Raw genomic sequence first — 20,871 nt, 5'->3', positions numbered from 1 at the left:
CCCAAGCAATTTGCGTCGAAGAGACCAGATTGCGGTGTGTGAAGACGAAACGAACCGAAAGTTCGAGATCTTGCAAAACACCGAAAGCTATCACATACCCAATTTGCTGAAGCGAGGCCAGCTGGCCACGACTCAGTACCCGAATTTCTTGACGACCATAGAGCATTGGAACCACCTGATCCCATCCCGAACTCAGCAGTGAAACGATGCATCGCCGATGGTAGTGTGGGGTTTCCCCATGTGAGAGTAGGTCATCGTCAAGATTAAATTCCAGAACCCCTGATTGCTTATGCAGTCAGGGGTTTTGTTTTGCGCGGTCGGAAAATTTGGGCGGTCGAATTTCAAGCATCTTCAATGCTAACGTCCTGCCTTTCTATGCAATGGCCTAATGCATGGCTATCATGCGTGCCTCATTGTGAGGCGAGACCTGCATGCTGACGTTGTTGAAACTTCTAAAAGATGGCCGATTCCACTCCGGGGAGGCGCTCGGTGCTGCCTTGGGTGTCAGTCGCAGTGCTGTATGGAAGCAGCTTCAGCATCTCGAGGCGGAATTGGGTCTACCTATCCATAAAGTGCGCGGCAGGGGGTATCAGTTGGCTGCGCCCCTGATACTGTTAAGTGCCGATGAAATAGCTCGGCATGTACCTGTTCCTGCATGGCCTGTTCATATCTCTGACTCCATTGACTCTACCAATGCCGAGGCATTGCGGCTGATTGAATCGGGTCGCACTGCGCCATTTCTTGTGCTTTCAGAACAGCAAACTGCAGGCAGGGGAAGGCGCGGACGAAAGTGGGTCAGTCCTTTCGCTCAAAACGTCTACTACAGCCTTGTGATGCGGATCGAAGGCGGCATGCGTCAGTTGGAAGGGCTAAGCCTGGTGGTCGGACTTGCAGTTATGCAGGCGCTGCGCGACGCGGGTGTTCGTGGTGCAGGGTTGAAGTGGCCAAATGACGTTTTGGTCGGGCAGAAAAAGATCGCCGGAATTCTCCTGGAACTGGTCGGGGATCCCGCTGACGTCTGTCACGTCGTTATTGGTATCGGCATCAACGTGAACATGCAGAAGGCGGATGAGGTCGATCAGCAATGGAGCTCCGTACAGTTGGAGAGCGGCAGTGCTGTTGATCGCAACTACCTGGTAGCGCGTCTTGGAGTGCAGCTGCAGGCTTATCTTGAGCGTCACCAGGCATCTGGCTTTTCGGCAATTCAGGGTGAGTGGGAGCAAAGCCATTTATGGCAGGGCCGGCCTGTATCGCTCATCGCGGGCGTGAACCAGATTGACGGCGTGGTGCTGGGGGTCGATGGGCAAGGTGCATTGCGGTTGAGCGTGGATGGTGTTGAGAAAGTATATAGCGGTGGTGAGCTAAGCCTGAGGTTGCGTGATGATTCTTGAGCTCGACTGTGGGAATAGCTTTATCAAATGGCGGGTACTTGAGTCGGATAAGGCTCGTATCTTTGCCGAAGGTGTCGTTGGGTCGGATGCCTCGCTGATCGACAGCCTGTTCGCGCTCCCGGGGCTCGCGTTAAAAGACTGCCGGCTGGTGAGTGTTCGCGCTTCGGATGAGACAAGTCAACTGGTCGCTACCCTGGTCGAGGCATTTGGCGTCAAGGTGCTGTGTGCTGCTTCGGCGAGGCAGATGGGTGGGGTGCGGAACGGGTACGAAGATTTCGAGCGCCTGGGACTGGATCGTTGGCTCGCGATGCTGGGTGGGTTTCAGCTGGCGTCGGGCGCGTGCCTGGTGCTCGATTTTGGCACCGCCGCAACAGCGGACTTCATTTCCGCAGACGGTGAGCATCTCGGCGGTTTCATTTGTCCGGGGATGCCGCTGATGCGTAATCAGCTTCGAACACATACCCGCAAAATACGCTATGACGATATCGCCGCTGAACGGGCTCTTGAGGCGCTGTCTCCAGGGCGCACAACTGTGGAGGCGGTAGAGCGCGGCTGTACGCTCATGCTGAGGGGTTTTGTGTTGACCCAGCTGGAGTTGGCTCGAAGCTATTGGGGGAGCGATTTTACCGTCTTCCTTACCGGTGGGGACGCTGAGCTCGTGGCTGACGCTGTGCCTCACGGTAGGCTTGTCCCTGATCTGGTTTTTGTTGGCTTGGCGATGGCGTGCCCTTTGTCCTGAGGTTTTTATGCGTTGGCTGTTTCTGCTTTTGCTGGTCCTCAATGTCTTCTATTACATCTGGCATCAGCAGGAGGCCCCTCTGCGCGCTAAAGATGTCACGCCTTTGGCTCTCTATCGTGGTTCTCAGCAAGATATCCGCCTGTTGAGCGAATCGGCTGATGCGATGGTTCGGCGAGACAGGGCAAAAGCGCCTGATGCGCAGGCGATGTGCTTGTATATCGGCGGTTTGCCTGATCAGAAAGAGGCTCAATCCGTTGAGCAGCGCCTCACGAGCCTGGATATCAAGGTCAGGCTGCAGTCTCTGAACCTGCCTGATGCGTCGGGATATTGGCTGCGAGTGGCCCCTGAAAGCAGGCGTCTGGCCGATGATCTGCCCTTTGAAAACCTTGTTAATGAATTCAATGAGTTAAAACATAAAATAATGCCGTGCGAAGGCATTGCAACCTTCGAATAGTTTGCATAGAATGGCGCCCGCTTCGCAGTGAAGACCTTCTAGGTCGACAGGGTGAAGCGAAGGTCAACGCAGCTAACCTCATATTTTTTAATGAGAAAATGCTTGACAGAAGGCTGGCATGATGTAGAATGCCGGCTCGCTTAGGAGGGGTTCCCGAGCGGCCAAAGGGATCAGACTGTAAATCTGACGTCTACGACTTCGAAGGTTCGAATCCTTCCCCCTCCACCATTTTAGCGTGAGCTGCAAGCTCCGCGGGTATAGTTTAGTGGTAGAACCTCAGCCTTCCAAGCTGATGATGCGGGTTCGATTCCCGCTACCCGCTCCAAGTTTGCAGGTTGTGCAAGTTGTTTCGCTCTTGTAGCTCAGTTGGTAGAGCACACCCTTGGTAAGGGTGAGGTCAGCGGTTCAAATCCGCTCAAGAGCTCCATATAACAAGGCAGATATGAAAATATCTGCCTTTGTTTTAACAGCTACCTCCGGTTGAATATGCCCTCTCTCGCTGTTTTGTTTGGGTGGGTTTCAGGTCTGCAGGGGTTTGTTGTTGTAAAGTCTTTTTCAGATCGGCATAATTGTCGGCCTGATTTTGTTTTAGGTCAGTAGCTCAATTGGCAGAGCGACGGTCTCCAAAACCGTAGGTTGGGGGTTCGATTCCCTCCTGACCTGCCAGATTCACTTGGTGTGTCTGGCTTTCTTTTCACAGGATCTTCATAGATGACTCCTAAGGCTGAAGCTCAAGGCTCTCGCTTCGATCTGCTCAAGTGGCTTGTAGTAGTCGCTGTTGTGGTTGTAGGCGTTGTTGGTAACCAGTACTACTCTGGGTCGCCAATCCTGTACCGTGTCCTCGCATTGCTCGCCCTTGCTGCTGTTGCTGCCTTTGTTGGCCTGCAGACTGCAAAAGGCAAGTCGTTTGCGGTCCTGGTGAAGGAAGCTCGTACCGAGATCCGTAAAGTCGTTTGGCCGACTCGCCAAGAAACCACGCAGACCACGTTGATCGTGGTAGCTGTTGTTCTGGTTATGGCGTTGCTGTTGTGGGGGCTTGATTCCCTGCTCGGCTGGCTTGTTTCCTTGATTGTTGGCTAAGGGTGTCCCGTGGCTAAGCGTTGGTACGTTGTGCATGCTTACTCGGGTTACGAGAAGCATGTCATGCGCTCTTTGCTAGAGCGCGTAAAGCTGGCAGGCATGGAAGATGGCTTCGGCGAAATTCTGGTTCCCACTGAAGAAGTGGTTGAAATGCGTAATGGCCAGAAACGCAAAAGCGAACGTAAGTTCTTCCCTGGCTACGTGCTGGTTCAAATGGACATGAATGAGGGTACTTGGCACTTGGTCAAGGACACTCCTCGCGTCATGGGTTTCATCGGCGGTACCGCTGATAAGCCTGCTCCGATCACTGACAAAGAAGCAGAAGCAATTCTGCGTCGCGTTGCTGATGGTAGCGACAAGCCCAAGCCGAAGACGTTGTTCGAGCCGGGTGAGGTTGTTCGTGTCACAGATGGTCCGTTCGCTGATTTTAACGGCACCGTCGAAGAAGTTAACTACGAAAAGAGCCGGATCCAAGTGGCAGTGCTCATTTTCGGTCGCTCTACTCCGGTAGAGCTAGAGTTCAGCCAGGTCGAAAAAGTCTAGCTGAGCAAGCATCCCAACCCCGCAGCCTTAGGCTGTGGGGTTTTGTCGTCACTGGGATAAACGCGCAAGTAACCGGGGAGCCTTTCGAGGCGTTCGAACCCGTAATTGGAGTGCCTCATGGCCAAGAAGATTACCGCTTACATCAAGCTGCAAGTGAAGGCCGCTCAGGCCAACCCAAGCCCACCTGTTGGTCCAGCTCTGGGTCAGCACGGCGTGAACATCATGGAATTCTGCAAGGCCTTCAACGCCCGTACTCAGGGTATTGAGCCAGGTCTGCCGACTCCAGTGATCATCACTGTATACAGCGACCGTAGCTTCACCTTCGAAACCAAGTCGACCCCGGCTTCGGTTCTGTTGAAGAAAGCTGCTGGTCTGACTAGCGGTTCCGCTCGTCCTAACACCGTTAAGGTTGGCACCGTGACCCGTGCTCAGCTGGAAGAAATCGCGAAAACCAAAAACGCGGATCTGACTGCAGCTGATATGGATGCAGCCGTGCGTACCATCGCCGGTTCTGCTCGTAGCATGGGCCTTAACGTGGAGGGTGTGTAATGGCTAAGCTGACCAAGCGCCAAAAGGCTATCGCCGGCAAAATCGAAGCGGGCAAGTCCTACAACTTTGTAGACGCTGCTGCTCTGCTGACCGAGCTGTCGACTGTCAAGTTCAGCGAGTCTGTTGACGTTGCTGTAAACCTGGGCGTTGACCCACGTAAATCCGACCAGGTCGTTCGTAGCGCTACTGTGCTGCCACACGGTACTGGCAAGACTGTACGTGTAGCTGTCTTCACCCAAGGCCCAGCAGCTGAAGCTGCTCTGGCCGCCGGCGCCGATCGCGTTGGCATGGACGACCTGGCTGCCGAAATGAAAGGCGGCGACCTGAACTATGACGTCGTAATTGCTTCCCCGGATGCAATGCGCGTTGTAGGTCAGTTGGGTCAGATCCTCGGTCCACGTGGCCTGATGCCTAACCCTAAAGTCGGCACCGTGACTCCAGACGTAGCTACCGCGGTTAAAAACGCCAAAGCTGGTCAGGTTCGTTATCGCACCGACAAAAACGGCATCATTCACACCTCCGTTGGCAAAGTCGGCTTTGATGCCGTCAAGCTGAAGGAAAACGTTGAAGCCCTGATCGCTGATCTGAAGCGTATCAAGCCAGCTTCCTCGAAAGGTATCTACGTCAAGCGCGTTACCCTGAGCACCACTATGGGCCCAGGTCTGGTCATCGACCAAGGCTCGCTGGACGTATAAGACACAAATTGGCGCAAGTAATTGCGCCAATTGAAAGATTGGGGTCCCTGCCTGGCGGGGGCTATCCAAGACCGTAGGCGACGCAAGTCTTAAACCACAAGCCTACGCAGATGGTGCTCCCGGTTCCTTACCGAATCAGACACCAAAACGACATCCGGCCCAGGCCAGATGAAACGGTAACAAGCAGGAGTTAAACCCGTGGCAATTAATCTCGAAGACAAGAAGGCCATCGTCGCTGAAGTCAACGAGGCTGCCAAAGCTGCTCTGTCCGCTGTCGTGGCTGATGCCCGTGGTGTGACAGTAAGCGCTATGACCGGACTCCGTAAAGAGGCTCGTGAAGCTGGCGTATACGTACGTGTTGTACGTAACACCCTGCTCAAGCGCGCTGTTGCTGACACTGAATACAGTGTCCTCAACGACGTGTTCACTGGCCCGACCCTGATTGCGTTCTCCAAGGAACATCCTGGCGCTGCTGCCCGTTTGTTCAAGGAATTCGCCAAGGGTCAGGATAAGTTCGAGATCAAGGCAGCTGCGTTCGAGGGCAAGTTCCTCGCAGCTAACCAAATCGACGTACTGGCAACACTGCCGACCCGTAACGAAGCTATTTCTCAGCTGATGAGCGTGATTCAAGGCGCTACCAGCAAGTTGGCTCGTACTCTGGCCGCAGTTCGCGAGCAAAAAGAAGCTGCCGCAGCCTAAGGCTGAGCATCTCCTCTCGCGTATTTTTGTTTATTTCGATGGCCGCGTAGGCCGTCCCCCAATTCAGGAATTACAGCAATGTCTATCTCCCAAGACGATATCCTCAACGCCGTAGCTGAAATGTCGGTTCTGCAGGTTGTTGAGCTGATCAAAGCTTTCGAAGAAAAATTCGGTGTTTCCGCTGCCGCTGCTTCGGCTGGCCCAGCTGTTGCCGCTGTTGCTGCTGAAGAGCAAACCGAATTCAACGTCATGCTGCTGGAAGCTGGCGAGAAGAAAGTAAACGTGATCAAGGCAGTACGTGAACTGACCGGTCTGGGCCTGAAAGAAGCCAAGGCAGTAGTTGACGGCGCCCCTGCCCAGGTTCTGGAAGCAGTGTCGAAAGACGCAGCTGACAAAGCTAAAGCAGTGCTGGAAGAAGCAGGCGCTAAAGTCGAGCTGAAGTAAGCATCGACCTTGCGTCTCCAGCCCAAGCGTTAAGCTGAAGGCTGATGGCTGGTGGCTCTTGCCACCGGCCTTTTTCCGTTATTGGCAATCGACTCGGTCGTCGCCTATAACGCGCTGTAACCACCCGATGCGGTGGCGCAAACCATGGGGTTTGCAAGATTTTCTGGCTGCTCCCGTCGGGAGGGGCCAAACAAGCAGGTGACCAAGCTGGGGAACGCTGATGGCTTACTCATATACTGAGAAAAAACGTATCCGCAAGGACTTTAGCAAGTTGCCGGACGTCATGGATGTCCCGTACCTTCTGGCTATCCAGCTGGATTCGTATCGTGAATTCTTGCAGGCGGGAGCGACCAAAGATCAGTTCCGCGACGTGGGCCTGCATGCGGCCTTCAAATCCGTTTTCCCGATCATCAGCTACTCCGGCAATGCTGCGCTGGAGTACGTCGGTTATCGCCTGGGCGAACCGGCATTTGATGTCAAAGAATGCGTGTTGCGCGGTGTTACGTACGCCGTACCTTTGCGGGTAAAAGTCCGTCTGATCATCTTCGACAAAGAGTCGTCGAACAAAGCGATCAAGGACATCAAAGAGCAAGAAGTCTACATGGGTGAAATCCCCCTGATGACTGAGAACGGTACCTTCGTTATCAACGGTACCGAGCGCGTTATCGTTTCCCAGCTGCACCGTTCCCCGGGCGTGTTCTTTGACCACGACCGCGGCAAGACGCACAGCTCCGGCAAGCTCCTGTACTCCGCGCGGATCATTCCGTACCGCGGTTCGTGGTTGGACTTCGAGTTCGACCCGAAAGACTGCGTGTTCGTGCGTATCGACCGTCGTCGCAAGCTGCCGGCCTCGGTACTGCTGCGCGCGCTCGGCTATACCACTGAGCAAGTGCTGGACGCTTTCTACACCACTAACGTGTTCCACCTGAGCGGCGAAACCCTCAGCCTGGAACTGGTGCCTCAGCGCCTGCGTGGTGAGATTGCCGTTCTGGACATCCAGGACGAAAAAGGCAAGGTCATCGTTGAAGCCGGCCGCCGTATTACCGCGCGCCACATCAACCAGATCGAAAAAGCCGGTATCAAGACGCTGGAAGTGCCTCTGGACTACGTCCTGGGTCGCACCACCGCCAAGGTCATCGTGCACCCGGCCACCGGCGAAATCCTGGCTGAATGCAACACCGAGCTGAACACCGAGATCCTGGCGAAAATCGCCAAGTCCCAGGTTGTTCGCATCGAGACCCTGTACACCAATGACATCGACTGCGGCCCGTTCGTCTCCGACACCCTGAAGATCGACTCCACCAGCAACCAATTGGAAGCGCTGGTCGAGATCTATCGCATGATGCGTCCTGGCGAGCCACCAACCAAAGACGCTGCCGAGACCCTGTTCAACAACCTGTTCTTCAGCCCTGAGCGCTATGACCTGTCTGCGGTCGGCCGGATGAAGTTCAACCGTCGTATCGGTCGTACCGAGATCGAAGGTTCGGGCGTGCTGTGCAAGGAAGACATCGTCGCGGTACTGAAGACCCTGGTCGACATCCGTAACGGCAAAGGCATCGTCGATGACATCGACCACCTGGGTAACCGTCGTGTTCGCTGCGTAGGCGAAATGGCCGAGAACCAGTTCCGCGTTGGCCTGGTACGTGTTGAGCGTGCGGTCAAAGAGCGTCTGTCGATGGCCGAAAGCGAAGGCCTGATGCCGCAAGACCTGATCAACGCCAAGCCAGTGGCTGCGGCGGTGAAAGAGTTCTTCGGTTCCAGCCAGCTCTCGCAGTTCATGGACCAGAACAACCCGCTCTCCGAGATCACCCACAAGCGCCGTGTTTCCGCACTGGGCCCGGGCGGTCTGACTCGTGAGCGTGCAGGCTTTGAAGTCCGTGACGTACACCCGACTCACTACGGTCGTGTATGCCCGATTGAAACGCCGGAAGGTCCGAACATCGGCCTGATCAACTCCCTGGCTGCCTATGCGCGCACCAACCAGTACGGCTTCCTCGAGAGCCCGTACCGCGTGGTGAAAGACGCACTGGTCACCGACGAGATCGTGTTCCTGTCCGCCATCGAAGAAGCTGATCACGTGATCGCTCAGGCTTCGGCCACGATGAACGACAAGAAAATGCTGATCGACGAGCTGGTAGCTGTTCGTCACTTGAACGAGTTCACCGTCAAGGCGCCGGAAGACGTCACCTTGATGGACGTATCGCCGAAGCAGGTAGTTTCGGTTGCAGCGTCGCTGATCCCGTTCCTGGAGCACGATGACGCCAACCGTGCGTTGATGGGTTCCAACATGCAGCGTCAAGCTGTACCGACCCTGCGCGCTGACAAGCCGCTGGTAGGTACCGGCATGGAGCGTAACGTAGCCCGTGACTCCGGCGTTTGCGTCGTGGCTCGTCGTGGCGGCGTGATCGACTCCGTTGATGCCAGCCGTATCGTGGTTCGTGTTGCCGATGACGAAGTTGAAACTGGCGAAGCCGGTGTCGACATCTACAACCTGACCAAATACACCCGCTCCAACCAGAACACCTGCATCAACCAGCGTCCGCTGGTCAGCAAGGGTGATCGGGTTCAGCGCAGCGACATCATGGCAGACGGTCCGTCCACCGATATGGGTGAGCTGGCACTGGGTCAGAACATGCGCATCGCGTTCATGGCCTGGAACGGTTACAACTTCGAAGACTCCATCTGCCTGTCCGAGCGTGTGGTTCAGGAAGATCGCTTCACCACGATCCACATTCAGGAACTGACCTGTGTGGCGCGTGACACCAAGCTTGGGCCAGAGGAAATCACTGCAGACATCCCGAACGTGGGTGAAGCTGCACTGAACAAGCTGGACGAAGCCGGTATCGTTTACGTAGGTGCTGAAGTTGGCGCAGGCGACATTCTGGTAGGTAAGGTCACTCCGAAAGGCGAGACCCAACTGACTCCGGAAGAGAAGCTGTTGCGTGCCATCTTCGGTGAAAAAGCCAGCGACGTTAAAGACACTTCCCTGCGTGTACCTACCGGTACCAAGGGCACTGTCATCGACGTACAGGTCTTCACCCGTGACGGCGTTGAGCGTGATGCTCGTGCGCTGTCCATCGAGAAGACCCAACTCGACGAGATCCGCAAGGATCTGAACGAAGAGTTCCGTATCGTTGAAGGCGCGACCTTCGAACGTCTGCGTTCCGCCCTGGTAGGCCACAAGGCTGAAGGCGGCGCAGGTCTGAAGAAAGGTCAGGACATCACCGACGAAGTACTCGACGGTCTTGAGCACGGGCAGTGGTTCAAACTGCGCATGGCTGAAGATGCTCTGAACGAGCAGCTCGAGAAGGCCCAGGCCTACATCGTCGATCGTCGCCGTCTGCTGGACGACAAGTTCGAAGACAAGAAGCGCAAACTGCAGCAGGGCGATGACCTGGCTCCAGGCGTGCTGAAAATCGTCAAGGTTTACCTGGCAATCCGTCGCCGCATCCAGCCGGGCGACAAGATGGCCGGTCGTCACGGTAACAAAGGTGTGGTCTCCGTGATCATGCCGGTTGAAGACATGCCGCACGATGCCAATGGCACCCCGGTAGACGTCGTCCTCAACCCGTTGGGCGTACCTTCGCGTATGAACGTTGGTCAGATCCTTGAAACCCACCTGGGCCTCGCGGCCAAAGGTCTGGGCGAGAAGATCAACCGTATGATCGAAGAGCAGCGCAAGGTCGCAGACCTGCGTAAGTTCCTGCACGAGATCTACAACGAGATCGGCGGTCGCAACGAAGAACTGGACACCTTCTCCGACCAGGAAATCCTGGATCTGGCGAAGAACCTGCGCGGCGGCGTTCCAATGGCTACCCCGGTGTTCGACGGTGCCAAGGAAAGCGAAATCAAGGCCATGCTGAAACTGGCAGACCTGCCAGAAAGCGGCCAGATGCAGCTGTTCGACGGCCGTACCGGCAACAAGTTTGAGCGCCCGGTTACTGTTGGCTACATGTACATGCTGAAGCTGAACCACTTGGTAGACGACAAGATGCACGCTCGTTCTACCGGTTCGTACAGCCTGGTTACCCAGCAGCCGCTGGGTGGTAAGGCTCAGTTCGGTGGTCAGCGTTTCGGGGAGATGGAGGTCTGGGCACTGGAAGCATACGGTGCTGCTTACACTCTGCAAGAAATGCTCACAGTGAAGTCGGACGATGTGAACGGTCGGACCAAGATGTACAAAAACATCGTGGACGGCGATCACCGTATGGAGCCGGGCATGCCCGAGTCTTTCAACGTGTTGATCAAAGAAATTCGTTCCCTCGGCATCGATATCGATCTGGAAACCGAATAACACGTGACGCGAATCGAGAGCGGGGTTGTTTAGCCCGCTCTCTGCTCCGCCAGGAGGAAAGGCCTTGAAAGACCTACTGAATTTGCTGAAAAACCAGGGTCAAGTCGAAGAGTTCGACGCCATCCGTATTGGGTTGGCATCGCCTGAGATGATCCGTTCGTGGTCGTTCGGTGAAGTTAAAAAGCCGGAAACCATCAACTACCGTACGTTCAAACCAGAGCGTGACGGCCTGTTCTGCGCCAAGATCTTTGGCCCGGTAAAGGATTACGAGTGCCTGTGCGGTAAGTACAAGCGCTTGAAGCACCGTGGTGTGATCTGCGAGAAGTGCGGCGTTGAAGTTGCACTGGCCAAGGTTCGTCGTGAGCGCATGGCGCACATCGAGCTGGCTTCGCCGGTTGCCCACATCTGGTTCCTGAAATCACTGCCGTCCCGTATCGGCTTGCTGATGGACATGACCCTGCGTGATATCGAGCGCGTTCTCTACTTCGAGAGCTATGTCGTTATCGATCCAGGCATGACCACCCTTGAAAAGGGTCAGCTGCTGAACGACGAGCAGTATTTCGAAGCGCTGGAAGAGTTCGGCGACGATTTCGATGCCCGCATGGGTGCCGAAGCTGTCCGCGAACTGCTGCACGCTATCGACCTGGAACACGAGATTGGCCGTCTGCGTGAAGAAATTCCGCAAACCAACTCCGAAACCAAGATCAAGAAACTGTCCAAGCGTCTGAAGTTGATGGAAGCCTTCCAGGGTTCCGGCAACTTGCCAGAGTGGATGGTGCTGACCGTTCTGCCGGTTCTGCCGCCAGACCTGCGTCCGCTGGTACCGTTGGATGGTGGTCGCTTCGCGACTTCCGACCTCAACGACCTGTACCGTCGCGTGATCAACCGTAACAACCGCTTGAAGCGTCTGCTCGACCTGTCCGCTCCGGACATCATCGTGCGCAACGAAAAGCGTATGTTGCAGGAAGCTGTCGATGCCCTGCTCGACAACGGTCGTCGTGGCCGCGCTATCACCGGTTCGAACAAGCGTCCTCTGAAATCCCTGGCTGACATGATCAAGGGTAAGCAAGGTCGTTTCCGTCAGAACTTGCTCGGTAAGCGTGTTGACTACTCCGGTCGTTCGGTAATTACCGTAGGCCCGACCCTGCGTCTGCACCAGTGCGGTCTGCCGAAGAAGATGGCTCTCGAGCTGTTCAAGCCGTTCATTTTCGGCAAGCTGGAAATGCGTGGTCTCGCGACCACCATCAAAGCTGCCAAGAAAATGGTCGAGCGCGAGCTGCCAGAGGTTTGGGACGTTCTCGCTGAAGTGATCCGTGAACACCCGGTTCTCCTCAACCGTGCACCGACCCTTCACCGTCTGGGTATCCAGGCGTTTGAGCCAGTACTGATCGAAGGTAAGGCTATCCAGCTGCACCCGCTGGTCTGTGCTGCGTACAACGCCGACTTCGACGGCGACCAAATGGCCGTGCACGTACCGCTGACGCTGGAAGCCCAGCTGGAAGCGCGTGCGTTGATGATGTCGACCAACAACATTCTGTCGCCAGCCAACGGTGAGCCAATCATCGTTCCGTCGCAGGACGTTGTATTGGGTCTGTACTACATGACTCGTGAAGCGATCAACGCCAAGGGCGAAGGTCGTGTGTTCGCGGATCTGCAGGAAGTTGACCGTGTGTTCCGTGCCGGCGAAGCCGCACTGCACGCCAAGGTTAAAGTCCGCATCCACGAAACCATCAACGATCGTGACGGTGGCAGCGTCAAGAACACCCGTATCGTCGACACCACTGTCGGCCGTGCGCTGCTGTTCCAGGTTGTTCCACCTGGCCTGTCGTACGACGTGGTCAACCAGCCAATGAAGAAAAAGGCGATCTCCAAGCTGATCAACCAGTGCTACCGCGTGGTTGGTTTGAAAGAGACCGTTATCTTCGCTGACCAGTTGATGTACACCGGTTTTGCTTATTCGACCATTTCCGGCGTTTCCATCGGTGTTAACGACTTCGTTATCCCGGACGAGAAAGCCGCCATCATCGGTGCTGCCACCGATGAAGTGAAAGAGATCGAAAGCCAGTACGCCTCCGGCCTGGTAACCCAGGGCGAGAAGTACAACAAAGTGATCGACCTTTGGTCCAAGGCCAACGACGAAGTGTCGAAGGCGATGATGTCGAACCTCTCGAAAGAGCGTGTTATCGACCGTCATGGCGTGGAAGTCGATCAAGAGTCGTTCAACTCGATGTACATGATGGCCGACTCGGGCGCACGGGGTTCTGCTGCGCAGATCCGTCAGCTCGCCGGTATGCGTGGCCTGATGGCCAAGCCGGACGGTTCCATCATCGAAACGCCGATTACTGCGAACTTCCGTGAAGGTTTGAGCGTACTTCAGTACTTCATCTCGACTCACGGTGCTCGTAAAGGTCTGGCGGATACCGCGTTGAAAACCGCTAACTCCGGTTACCTGACTCGTCGTCTGGTAGACGTTGCGCAAGACTTGGTTGTGACTGAAGTTGACTGCGGCACCGAACACGGTCTGCTGATGACTCCGCACATCGAAGGCGGCGACGTTGTAGAACCGTTGGGTGAGCGCGTACTGGGTCGAGTAATCGCCCGTGACGTATTCAAGCCAGGTACCGAGGAAGTCATCGTTCCTGCCGGCACCCTGGTAGACGAGAAGTGGGTCGAGTTCATCGAACTCAACAGCATCGACGAAGTGATTGTTCGCTCGCCGATCAGCTGCGAAACCCGCTACGGCATTTGCGCCAAGTGCTACGGCCGTGACTTGGCTCGTGGTCACCAGGTGAACATCGGTGAAGCGGTCGGCGTTATCGCTGCCCAGTCCATCGGTGAGCCAGGTACCCAGCTGACCATGCGTACGTTCCACATCGGTGGTGCGGCAAGCCGGACCTCCGCAGCCGACAGCGTTCAGGTGAAGAATGGCGGTACCGTCCGTCTGCACAACCTGAAGCACGTTGAGCGAGTGGATGGCCACCTGGTTGCTGTGTCCCGTTCCGGTGAGCTGGCAATCGCTGATGACTACGGTCGTGAGCGTGAGCGTTACAAGCTGCCGTACGGTGCTGTGATTTCGGTTAAAGAAGGTGACAAGGTCGACGCTGGCGCAATCGTGGCCAAGTGGGATCCGCACACTCACCCAATCGTTACCGAAATGAAAGGTACCGTGACCTACGTGGGCATGGAAGAAGGCATCACGATCAAGCGTCAGACTGACGAATTGACCGGTATGACCAACATTGAAGTACTCGACGCCAAAGACCGTCCAGCTGCAGGCAAAGATATCCGTCCTGCCGTGAAGATGGTTGATGACAACGGCAAGGATCTGTTGCTGCCAGGCACTGACGTTATCGCTCAGTACTTCCTGCCAGCCAACGCCCTGGTCGGTGTTGCGGATGGTGCGAAGATCGCGATCGGTGATGTTATCGCTCGTATCCCGCAAGAAACTTCGAAGACCCGTGACATCACTGGTGGTCTGCCGCGTGTTGCCGACTTGTTCGAAGCTCGTCGTCCGAAAGAAGCGTCGATTCTGGCTGAAGTCAGCGGCACCATCGCGTTCGGTAAAGAGACCAAGGGCAAGCGCCGCCTGGTTATCACCCCGAACGACGGTAGCGATCCGTACGAAGAGCTGATTCCGAAGTGGCGTCACCTGAACGTTTTCGAAGGCGAACAGGTAAACCGCGGCGAAGTTATCTCCGACGGCCCGAGCGATCCACACGACATCCTGCGTCTGCTGGGTGTGAGTGCGCTGGCCAAGTACATCGTTAACGAGATCCAGGACGTTTACCGTCTGCAAGGCGTGAAGATCAACGATAAGCACATCGAGACCATCCTGCGTCAGATGCTGCGTAAAGTTGAAATCGCTGAATCCGGCGATTCGAGTTTCATCAAGGGCGACCAGATGGAACTGACTCACGTACTGGTAGAGAACGAGCGCCTGGCGAACGACGAGAAATTCGTTTCCAAGTTCACTCGTGTGTTGCTGGGTATCACCAAGGCGTCGTTGTCCACTGAGTCGTTCATCTCGGCGGCCTCCTTCCAGGAGACTACTCGCGTACTGACCGAAGCAGCGGTAACCGGCAAGCGCGATTACCTGCGCGGCCTGAAAGAAAACGTGGTTGTGGGTCGTCTGATCCCGGCCGGTACCGGTTTGGCCTACCACAGCGAGCGTAAGCGTCGCCGTGAACTCGACAAGCCGTTGCGCGTAAGCGCCAGTGAAGTGGAAGCTGCACTGACCGAAGCGCTGAACTCAAGCGGTAACTGAGTTCTGCGGTAAATAAGACCGGGCCCTGGCAGCCCCGTTCGTCGGATCGAGACAGATTTGTCCCGGTTCGATGGAAGGGGAGGTCGGGGCCTTGCCTTGACTGGGGACAAGATCCTCTTTAGACTCTTGTACCCCTAAATTTGGCGGGAATTCGTTCCTGCCATTTTGCTTTTCTTGCAAGACAATAGCGTCGCAAGACAACAGTGGAGCTAGTAGATGGCAACTATCAACCAGCTGGTACGTCAGCCGCGTAAGCGTATCGTCGAGAAATCCGACGTGCCTGCGCTGCAGAACTGCCCGCAACGTCGTGGCGTATGCACTCGCGTGTATACCACTACGCCGAAAAAACCTAACTCGGCACTGCGTAAAGTATGCCGTGTGCGCCTGACCAACGGTTTCGAGGTTTCCTCGTACATCGGCGGTGAAGGTCACAACCTGCAAGAGCACAGCGTGGTACTGATCCGCGGCGGTCGTGTAAAAGACTTGCCAGGTGTTCGTTACCACACCGTACGCGGCTCCTTGGATACTTCCGGCGTTAAAGGTCGTAACCAGGGTCGTTCGAAGTACGGTACCAAGAAGCCTAAGTAGTAGCGGCTTTTTGTAAAACTGAATCATCTTATTTTCTGAGTCGATAAGAGTAAGGTCGGAGGCGTCCCGAAAGGGCACCGATTCCGAGCGAACCTGAAGACCGTTTGAGGGCTTATCCATGCCAAGAAGACGCGTAGCAGCCAAGCGCGAAGTGCTTGACGATCCAAAATACGGAAGCCAAATCCTGGCCAAGTTCATGAACCACGTAATGGAAAGCGGCAAGAAAGCCGTTGCCGAGCGTATCGTTTATGGCGCGCTGGAAAAGGTTAAAGAACGCAAGAACAGCGACCCCCTGGAAATCTTCGAGAAAGCTCTCGACGCCATCGCTCCGCTGGTCGAAGTGAAGTCGCGCCGTGTAGGCGGTGCTACTTACCAGGTTCCGGTTGAAGTTCGCCCGTCCCGTCGTAACGCTTTGGCAATGCGCTGGTTGGTAGACTTCGCCCGTAAGCGCGGCGAGAAGTCTATGGCCCTGCGTTTGGCTGGCGAACTGTTGGACGCTGCTGAAGGTAAAGGTGCTGCTGTTAAGAAGCGTGAAGACGTGCACCGTATGGCTGAAGCCAACAAAGCTTTCTCGCACTACCGCTTCTAATTCTAGCTTCACTAATTTTGCGAGGGCTTTATGGCTCGTACTACTCCGATTAGCCGCTACCGTAACATCGGTATCGTTGCTCACGTGGATGCTGGTAAAACCACCACCACCGAGCGCGTACTGTTTTACACCGGCAAAAGTCACAAAATGGGCGAGGTGCATGACGGCGCCGCGACCACAGACTGGATGGTTCAGGAGCAGGAGCGTGGTATTACCATTACTTCTGCTGCTATTACCGCCTTCTGGAAAGGTTCCGAGAAGCAGTACAAGGACGAGCACCGCTTCAACGTAATCGATACCCCGGGCCACGTAGACTTCACCATTGAAGTTGAGCGTTCCCTGCGTGTACTCGACGGCGCTGTCGTTGTGTTCTGCGGTACTTCGGGTGTTGAGCCTCAGTCGGAAACCGTATGGCGTCAGGCCAACAAGTACGGCGTTCCACGTCTTGTTTACGTAAACAAGATGGACCGTGCTGGTGCCAACTTCCTGCGCGTGATCGGTCAGATCAAACAGCGTCTGGGTCACACTCCGGTGCCAATCCAGTTGGCTATCGGTTCCGAAGACAACTTCCAGGGTCAGATCGATCTGATCAACATGGAAGCTGTTTACTGGAATGACGCTGACAAAGGCATGGTTCCTGTTCGTAAGCCTATCCCTGCAGAACTGCAGGAGCTGGCTGACGAGTGGCGTAACAACATGGTTGAGGCTGCTGCCGAAGCCAGCGAAGAGCTGATGAACAAGTACCTCGAAGGTGAAGAACTCACCAACGTGGAAATCAAGGCCGCTCTGCGTCAGCGTACTATCGCTGGTGAGATCGTTCTGGCTGTTTGCGGTTCTTCCTTCAAGAACAAGGGTGTTCCCCTGGTTCTCGACGCCGTTATCGACTACCTGCCTGCTCCAACCGACATTCCTGCTATCAAGGGTACCAACCCTGATAACGAGGAAGAAGAGATGGAGCGTCACGCCGATGACAGCGAGCCGTTCTCGGCTCTGGCGTTCAAGATCGCTACTGACCCATTCGTGGGTACTTTGACCTTCGTCCGCGTTTACTCGGGCGTGTTGGCCTCCGGCGACGGCGTGATCAACTCGGTTAAAGGCAAGAAAGAGCGTGTGGGTCGTATGGTGCAAATGCACGCAAACGCCCGTGAAGAGATCAAGGAAGTACGCGCTGGTGACATCGCGGCCCTGATCGGCATGAAGGACGTCACCACTGGTGAGACCTTGTGCGACGCTGCCAAGCCAATCATCCTGGTTCGCATGGACTTCCCGGAGCCGGTTATTTCGGTTGCCGTTGAGCCTAAGACCAAGGATGACCAGGAAAAAATGGGTATCGCTCTGGGCAAGCTTGCTCAGGAAGATCCATCTTTCCGCGTCAAGACTGATGAAGAGACTGGTCAAACGATCATCTCCGGCATGGGCGAGCTTCACCTGGACATCCTGGTTGACCGGATGCGCCGTGAGTTCAACGTCGAAGCCAACATCGGTAAGCCTCAGGTTTCCTATCGTGAGCGCATCACGAAGAACTGCGAAATCGAAGGCAAATTCGTTCGTCAGTCCGGCGGTCGTGGCCAGTTCGGCCATTGCTGGATCCGTTTTGCTCCTGCTGATGAAGGTCAGGAAGGTCTGCAATTCGTGAACGAAGTAGTGGGCGGTGTTGTTCCTAAGGAATACATCCCGGCTATCCAGAAGGGTATCGAAGAGCAGATGAAGAACGGTGTTGTTGCCGGCTATCCGCTCATCGGCCTGAAGGCGACCGTTTTTGACGGTTCTTACCACGACGTCGACTCCAACGAGATGGCGTTTAAGGTGGCTGCTTCCATGGCTACCAAGCAACTGGCCCAGAAGGGCGGTGGTGAGTTGCTTGAGCCAATCATGGCAGTAGAAGTCGTTACGCCTGAAGACTACATGGGTGACGTGATGGGCGACCTTAACCGTCGTCGCGGCATGATCTTGGGTATGGAAGATACGGTTTCCGGCAAAGTGATTCGTGCCGAGGTTCCGTTGGGCGAGATGTTCGGTTATGCGACCGACGTTCGTTCCATGTCTCAGGGTCGCGCAAGCTACTCTATGGAATTCAAAAAATACAACACAGCTCCGGCGCACATCGCTGAAACTGTATCCAAAAAACAAGGCTGATTCAGTCCTTTAGGCAAGGAGTTAATTGTCGTGGCTAAAGAAAAATTTGATCGTTCCCTACCGCACGTAAACGTTGGCACTATCGGCCACGTTGACCACGGTAAAACCACTCTGACCGCTGCTCTGACTCGCGTCTGCTCCGAAGTTTTCGGTTCGGCTCGTGTTGACTTCGACAAGATCGACAGCGCACCAGAAGAAAAAGCTCGTGGTATCACCATCAACACCGCGCACGTTGAATACAACTCGCTGATCCGTCACTACGCTCACGTTGACTGCCCAGGTCACGCTGACTATGTGAAGAACATGATCACCGGTGCTGCCCAGATGGACGGCGCGATCCTGGTTTGCTCGGCCGCTGATGGTCCGATGCCACAAACCCGTGAGCACATCCTGCTGTCCCGTCAGGTAGGCGTTCCGTACATCGTGGTTTTCCTGAACAAGGCTGACCTGGTAGACGACGCTGAGCTGCTGGAACTGGTTGAGATGGAAGTGCGCGATCTGCTGAGCACTTACGACTTCCCAGGCGACGACACTCCGATCATCATCGGTTCTGCTCGTATGGCTCTGGACGGTCTTGACGACAACGAAATGGGCACCACTGCCGTTCGTAAACTGGTTGAGACTCTGGACAGCTACATCCCAGATCCAGTTCGTGTTATCGACAAGCCGTTCCTGATGCCAATCGAAGACGTATTCTCGATCTCCGGTCGTGGTACTGTTGTGACTGGTCGTATCGAGCGCGGTATCGTTAAGGTTCAAGATCCACTGGAAATCGTTGGTCTGCGTGACACTACCGTCACCACCTGCACCGGTGTTGAAATGTTCCGTAAACTGCTCGACGAAGGTCGTGCAGGCGAGAACTGCGGCGTTCTGCTGCGTGGTACCAAGCGTGACGACGTTGAGCGTGGCCAGGTTCTGGTCAAGCCAGGTTCGGTTAAGCCGCACACTACCTTCGAAGCTGAAGTGTACGTGTTGAGCAAAGAAGAAGGCGGTCGTCACACTCCGTTCTTCAAAGGCTACCGTCCACAGTTCTACTTCCGGACCACTGACGTGACCGGTAACTGCGAACTGCCGGAAGGCGTTGAAATGGTAATGCCAGGCGACAACATCAAAATGGTTGTCACCCTGATCAAAACCATCGCAATGGAAGATGGTCTGCGTTTCGCTATCCGTGAAGGCGGTCGTACCGTCGGCGCTGGCGTCGTAGCCAAAATCATCGCTTAATAAGTGATGACTTGAAAAAGCCCCCGCTCAGCGGGGGCTTTTTTATTGAGTTGACACCCATATGGGGCGTCTATAGAATTGCGCCTCCTTTTAACGGGCGTGTTGCGCTCGCTGGGAATAGCAGCCGGAGTCTGAAATCCAATGGCAAATCAGCAAATTCGTATCAGGTTGAAGGCTTTTGACCACAAACTGATCGACCAATCCACCCAGGAAATCGTGGAAACCGCGAAACGTACTGGTGCTCAAGTGCGTGGTCCAATTCCACTGCCTACCCGTAAAGAGCGGTTCACCGTTCTGGTCTCCCCGCACGTCAACAAAGACGCGCGTGACCAGTACGAGATCCGTACTCATAAGCGCGTGCTGGACATCGTCCTGCCAACGGATAAAACCGTTGATGCACTTATGAAGCTTGATCTGGCGGCCGGTGTGGAAGTACAGATCAGCCTCGGCTAAGACTTGGGTCTTAGTCGTGTAACGCTCTGAAATGGGCGGCCATAGCGGGTGAAAGCCCCGTACACTCATGAGGTTTACAACATGACTATTGGTGTAGTCGGTCGTAAATGCGGTATGACCCGTATTTTCACCGAAGAAGGTGTCTCCATTCCGGTCACGGTCATTGAGATCGAACCGAATCGCGTCACCCAGTTTAAAACTGAAGAAACCGATGGCTATCGTGCAGTGCAAGTCACTGTCGGCGAGCGTCGTGCTTCGCGTGTGACTGCTGCTCAAGCAGGTCACTTCGCTAAAGCAAACGTTGCAGCTGGTCGTACTGTCATGGAGTTCCGTCTTGAAGACGGCGACTACCAGGCTGGCGATCTGATCAACGCTGAAATCTTCGCCGCTGGTCAACTGGTTGATGTAACCGGTCAGTCCAAGGGTAAAGGCTTCCAGGGTACGATCAAGCGTTGGAATTTCCGTGGCCAAGACAACACTCACGGTAACTCCGTTTCCCACCGCGTCCCGGGCTCTATTGGCCAGTGCCAGACTCCTGGTCGTGTATTCAAGGGCAAAAAAATGTCCGGTCATATGGGCGCTGAGCGCGTGACCGTGCAGTCCCTCGAAGTAGTGCGCGTCGACGCTGAACGCAATCTGTTGTTGGTCAAGGGTGCTGTTCCTGGCGCTACTGGCGGCAACCTGGTTGTACGTCCAGCGGCCAAGGCTCGCGGTTAAGGGGAAGCTGAC

Annotated in this window: 17 protein-coding genes, 4 tRNA genes and 1 rRNA gene; all 22 read left to right on the top strand. The window is 55.3% G+C overall.

Features of this window, described 5'->3' with window-relative positions:
* Positions 1-147 precede the first annotated feature (147 nt).
* The 22 genes from rrf to rplC all read left to right on the top strand — a co-directional run bounded on the left by rrf (position 148) and on the right by rplC (position 20,859).
* A 5S ribosomal RNA gene (gene rrf, locus AC3WKX_RS12950) occupies positions 148-263 on the top strand.
* A 168-nt stretch (positions 264-431) separates the two neighbouring features.
* A complete protein-coding gene (gene birA / locus AC3WKX_RS12945) occupies positions 432-1,391 on the top strand; it encodes a bifunctional biotin--[acetyl-CoA-carboxylase] ligase/biotin operon repressor BirA (RefSeq protein ID WP_003210105.1) in 960 nt (319 codons plus the stop codon).
* Positions 1,381-2,130 carry a pantothenate kinase gene (locus AC3WKX_RS12940; RefSeq protein ID WP_008436414.1) on the top strand — a complete coding sequence of 250 codons (750 nt, stop codon included), beginning with the start codon at positions 1,381-1,383 and terminating at the stop codon, positions 2,128-2,130. The genes birA and AC3WKX_RS12940 overlap by 11 nt, the downstream gene beginning before the upstream one ends.
* Before the next feature lie 7 nt (positions 2,131-2,137).
* Positions 2,138-2,584, top strand: coding sequence for a hypothetical protein (locus tag AC3WKX_RS12935; RefSeq protein WP_008436417.1), 447 nt, complete (start codon positions 2,138-2,140; stop codon positions 2,582-2,584).
* Between the two features lie 143 nt (positions 2,585-2,727).
* Positions 2,728-2,812, top strand: a tRNA-Tyr gene (locus tag AC3WKX_RS12930).
* Positions 2,813-2,835: 23 nt separating this feature from the next.
* Positions 2,836-2,909, top strand: a tRNA-Gly gene (locus AC3WKX_RS12925).
* A 26-nt stretch (positions 2,910-2,935) separates the two neighbouring features.
* Positions 2,936-3,011 (top strand) — tRNA-Thr (locus AC3WKX_RS12920).
* A 163-nt stretch (positions 3,012-3,174) separates the two neighbouring features.
* Positions 3,175-3,250 (top strand) — tRNA-Trp (locus AC3WKX_RS12915).
* 45 nt (positions 3,251-3,295) lie between these two features.
* Positions 3,296-3,664, top strand: coding sequence for a preprotein translocase subunit SecE (gene secE / locus AC3WKX_RS12910; RefSeq protein WP_003210099.1), 369 nt, complete (start codon positions 3,296-3,298; stop codon positions 3,662-3,664).
* 9 nt (positions 3,665-3,673) lie between these two features.
* A complete protein-coding gene (gene nusG / locus AC3WKX_RS12905) occupies positions 3,674-4,207 on the top strand; it encodes a transcription termination/antitermination protein NusG (RefSeq protein ID WP_003176436.1) in 534 nt (177 codons plus the stop codon).
* Positions 4,208-4,324: 117 nt separating this feature from the next.
* Positions 4,325-4,756: a 50S ribosomal protein L11 gene (gene rplK, locus AC3WKX_RS12900; RefSeq protein WP_003210097.1), complete on the top strand. Its 432-nt coding sequence runs from the start codon at positions 4,325-4,327 to the stop codon at positions 4,754-4,756.
* On the top strand, positions 4,756-5,451 hold the full coding sequence (rplA, locus tag AC3WKX_RS12895) for a 50S ribosomal protein L1 (RefSeq protein ID WP_003176434.1): 696 nt from the start codon (positions 4,756-4,758) through the stop codon (positions 5,449-5,451). The genes rplK and rplA overlap by 1 nt, the downstream gene beginning before the upstream one ends.
* Positions 5,452-5,649: 198 nt before the next feature.
* Entirely contained in the window at positions 5,650-6,150 is a 501-nt protein-coding gene (gene rplJ, locus AC3WKX_RS12890) for a 50S ribosomal protein L10 (protein ID WP_003210095.1), read from the top strand.
* Positions 6,151-6,228: 78 nt separating this feature from the next.
* Positions 6,229-6,594 carry a 50S ribosomal protein L7/L12 gene (rplL, locus tag AC3WKX_RS12885; protein WP_003210093.1) on the top strand — a complete coding sequence of 122 codons (366 nt, stop codon included), beginning with the start codon at positions 6,229-6,231 and terminating at the stop codon, positions 6,592-6,594.
* A 220-nt stretch (positions 6,595-6,814) separates the two neighbouring features.
* Positions 6,815-10,888: a DNA-directed RNA polymerase subunit beta gene (gene rpoB / locus AC3WKX_RS12880; RefSeq protein ID WP_017476319.1), complete on the top strand. Its 4,074-nt coding sequence runs from the start codon at positions 6,815-6,817 to the stop codon at positions 10,886-10,888.
* Positions 10,889-10,952: 64 nt separating this feature from the next.
* A complete protein-coding gene (rpoC, locus tag AC3WKX_RS12875) occupies positions 10,953-15,152 on the top strand; it encodes a DNA-directed RNA polymerase subunit beta' (protein WP_003210090.1) in 4,200 nt (1,399 codons plus the stop codon).
* Between the two features lie 216 nt (positions 15,153-15,368).
* Complete coding sequence (gene rpsL, locus AC3WKX_RS12870; RefSeq protein WP_002555494.1) at positions 15,369-15,740, top strand: 30S ribosomal protein S12; 372 nt, start codon at positions 15,369-15,371, stop codon at positions 15,738-15,740.
* 118 nt (positions 15,741-15,858) lie between these two features.
* Positions 15,859-16,329 carry a 30S ribosomal protein S7 gene (gene rpsG, locus AC3WKX_RS12865; protein WP_002555493.1) on the top strand — a complete coding sequence of 157 codons (471 nt, stop codon included), beginning with the start codon at positions 15,859-15,861 and terminating at the stop codon, positions 16,327-16,329.
* A gap of 30 nt (positions 16,330-16,359) precedes the next feature.
* Entirely contained in the window at positions 16,360-18,465 is a 2,106-nt protein-coding gene (gene fusA, locus AC3WKX_RS12860) for an elongation factor G (RefSeq protein WP_003210087.1), read from the top strand.
* 30 nt (positions 18,466-18,495) lie between these two features.
* Positions 18,496-19,689 carry an elongation factor Tu gene (tuf, locus tag AC3WKX_RS12855; protein WP_003210085.1) on the top strand — a complete coding sequence of 398 codons (1,194 nt, stop codon included), beginning with the start codon at positions 18,496-18,498 and terminating at the stop codon, positions 19,687-19,689.
* A gap of 141 nt (positions 19,690-19,830) precedes the next feature.
* Positions 19,831-20,142, top strand: a complete 312-nt coding sequence (gene rpsJ / locus AC3WKX_RS12850) for a 30S ribosomal protein S10 (protein WP_003210084.1) — start codon at positions 19,831-19,833, stop codon at positions 20,140-20,142.
* 81 nt (positions 20,143-20,223) lie between these two features.
* Positions 20,224-20,859 (top strand): 50S ribosomal protein L3, encoded by a 636-nt coding sequence (rplC, locus tag AC3WKX_RS12845; RefSeq protein WP_003194649.1) that lies wholly within the window; start codon positions 20,224-20,226, stop codon positions 20,857-20,859.
* Positions 20,860-20,871: the final 12 nt, after the last annotated feature.

Source organism: Pseudomonas sp. GP01-A4 (assembly GCF_058780865.1).
The sequence above is the reverse complement of the archived record's forward strand: the minus strand, read 5'-3'. Positions and strand labels throughout refer to the sequence as shown.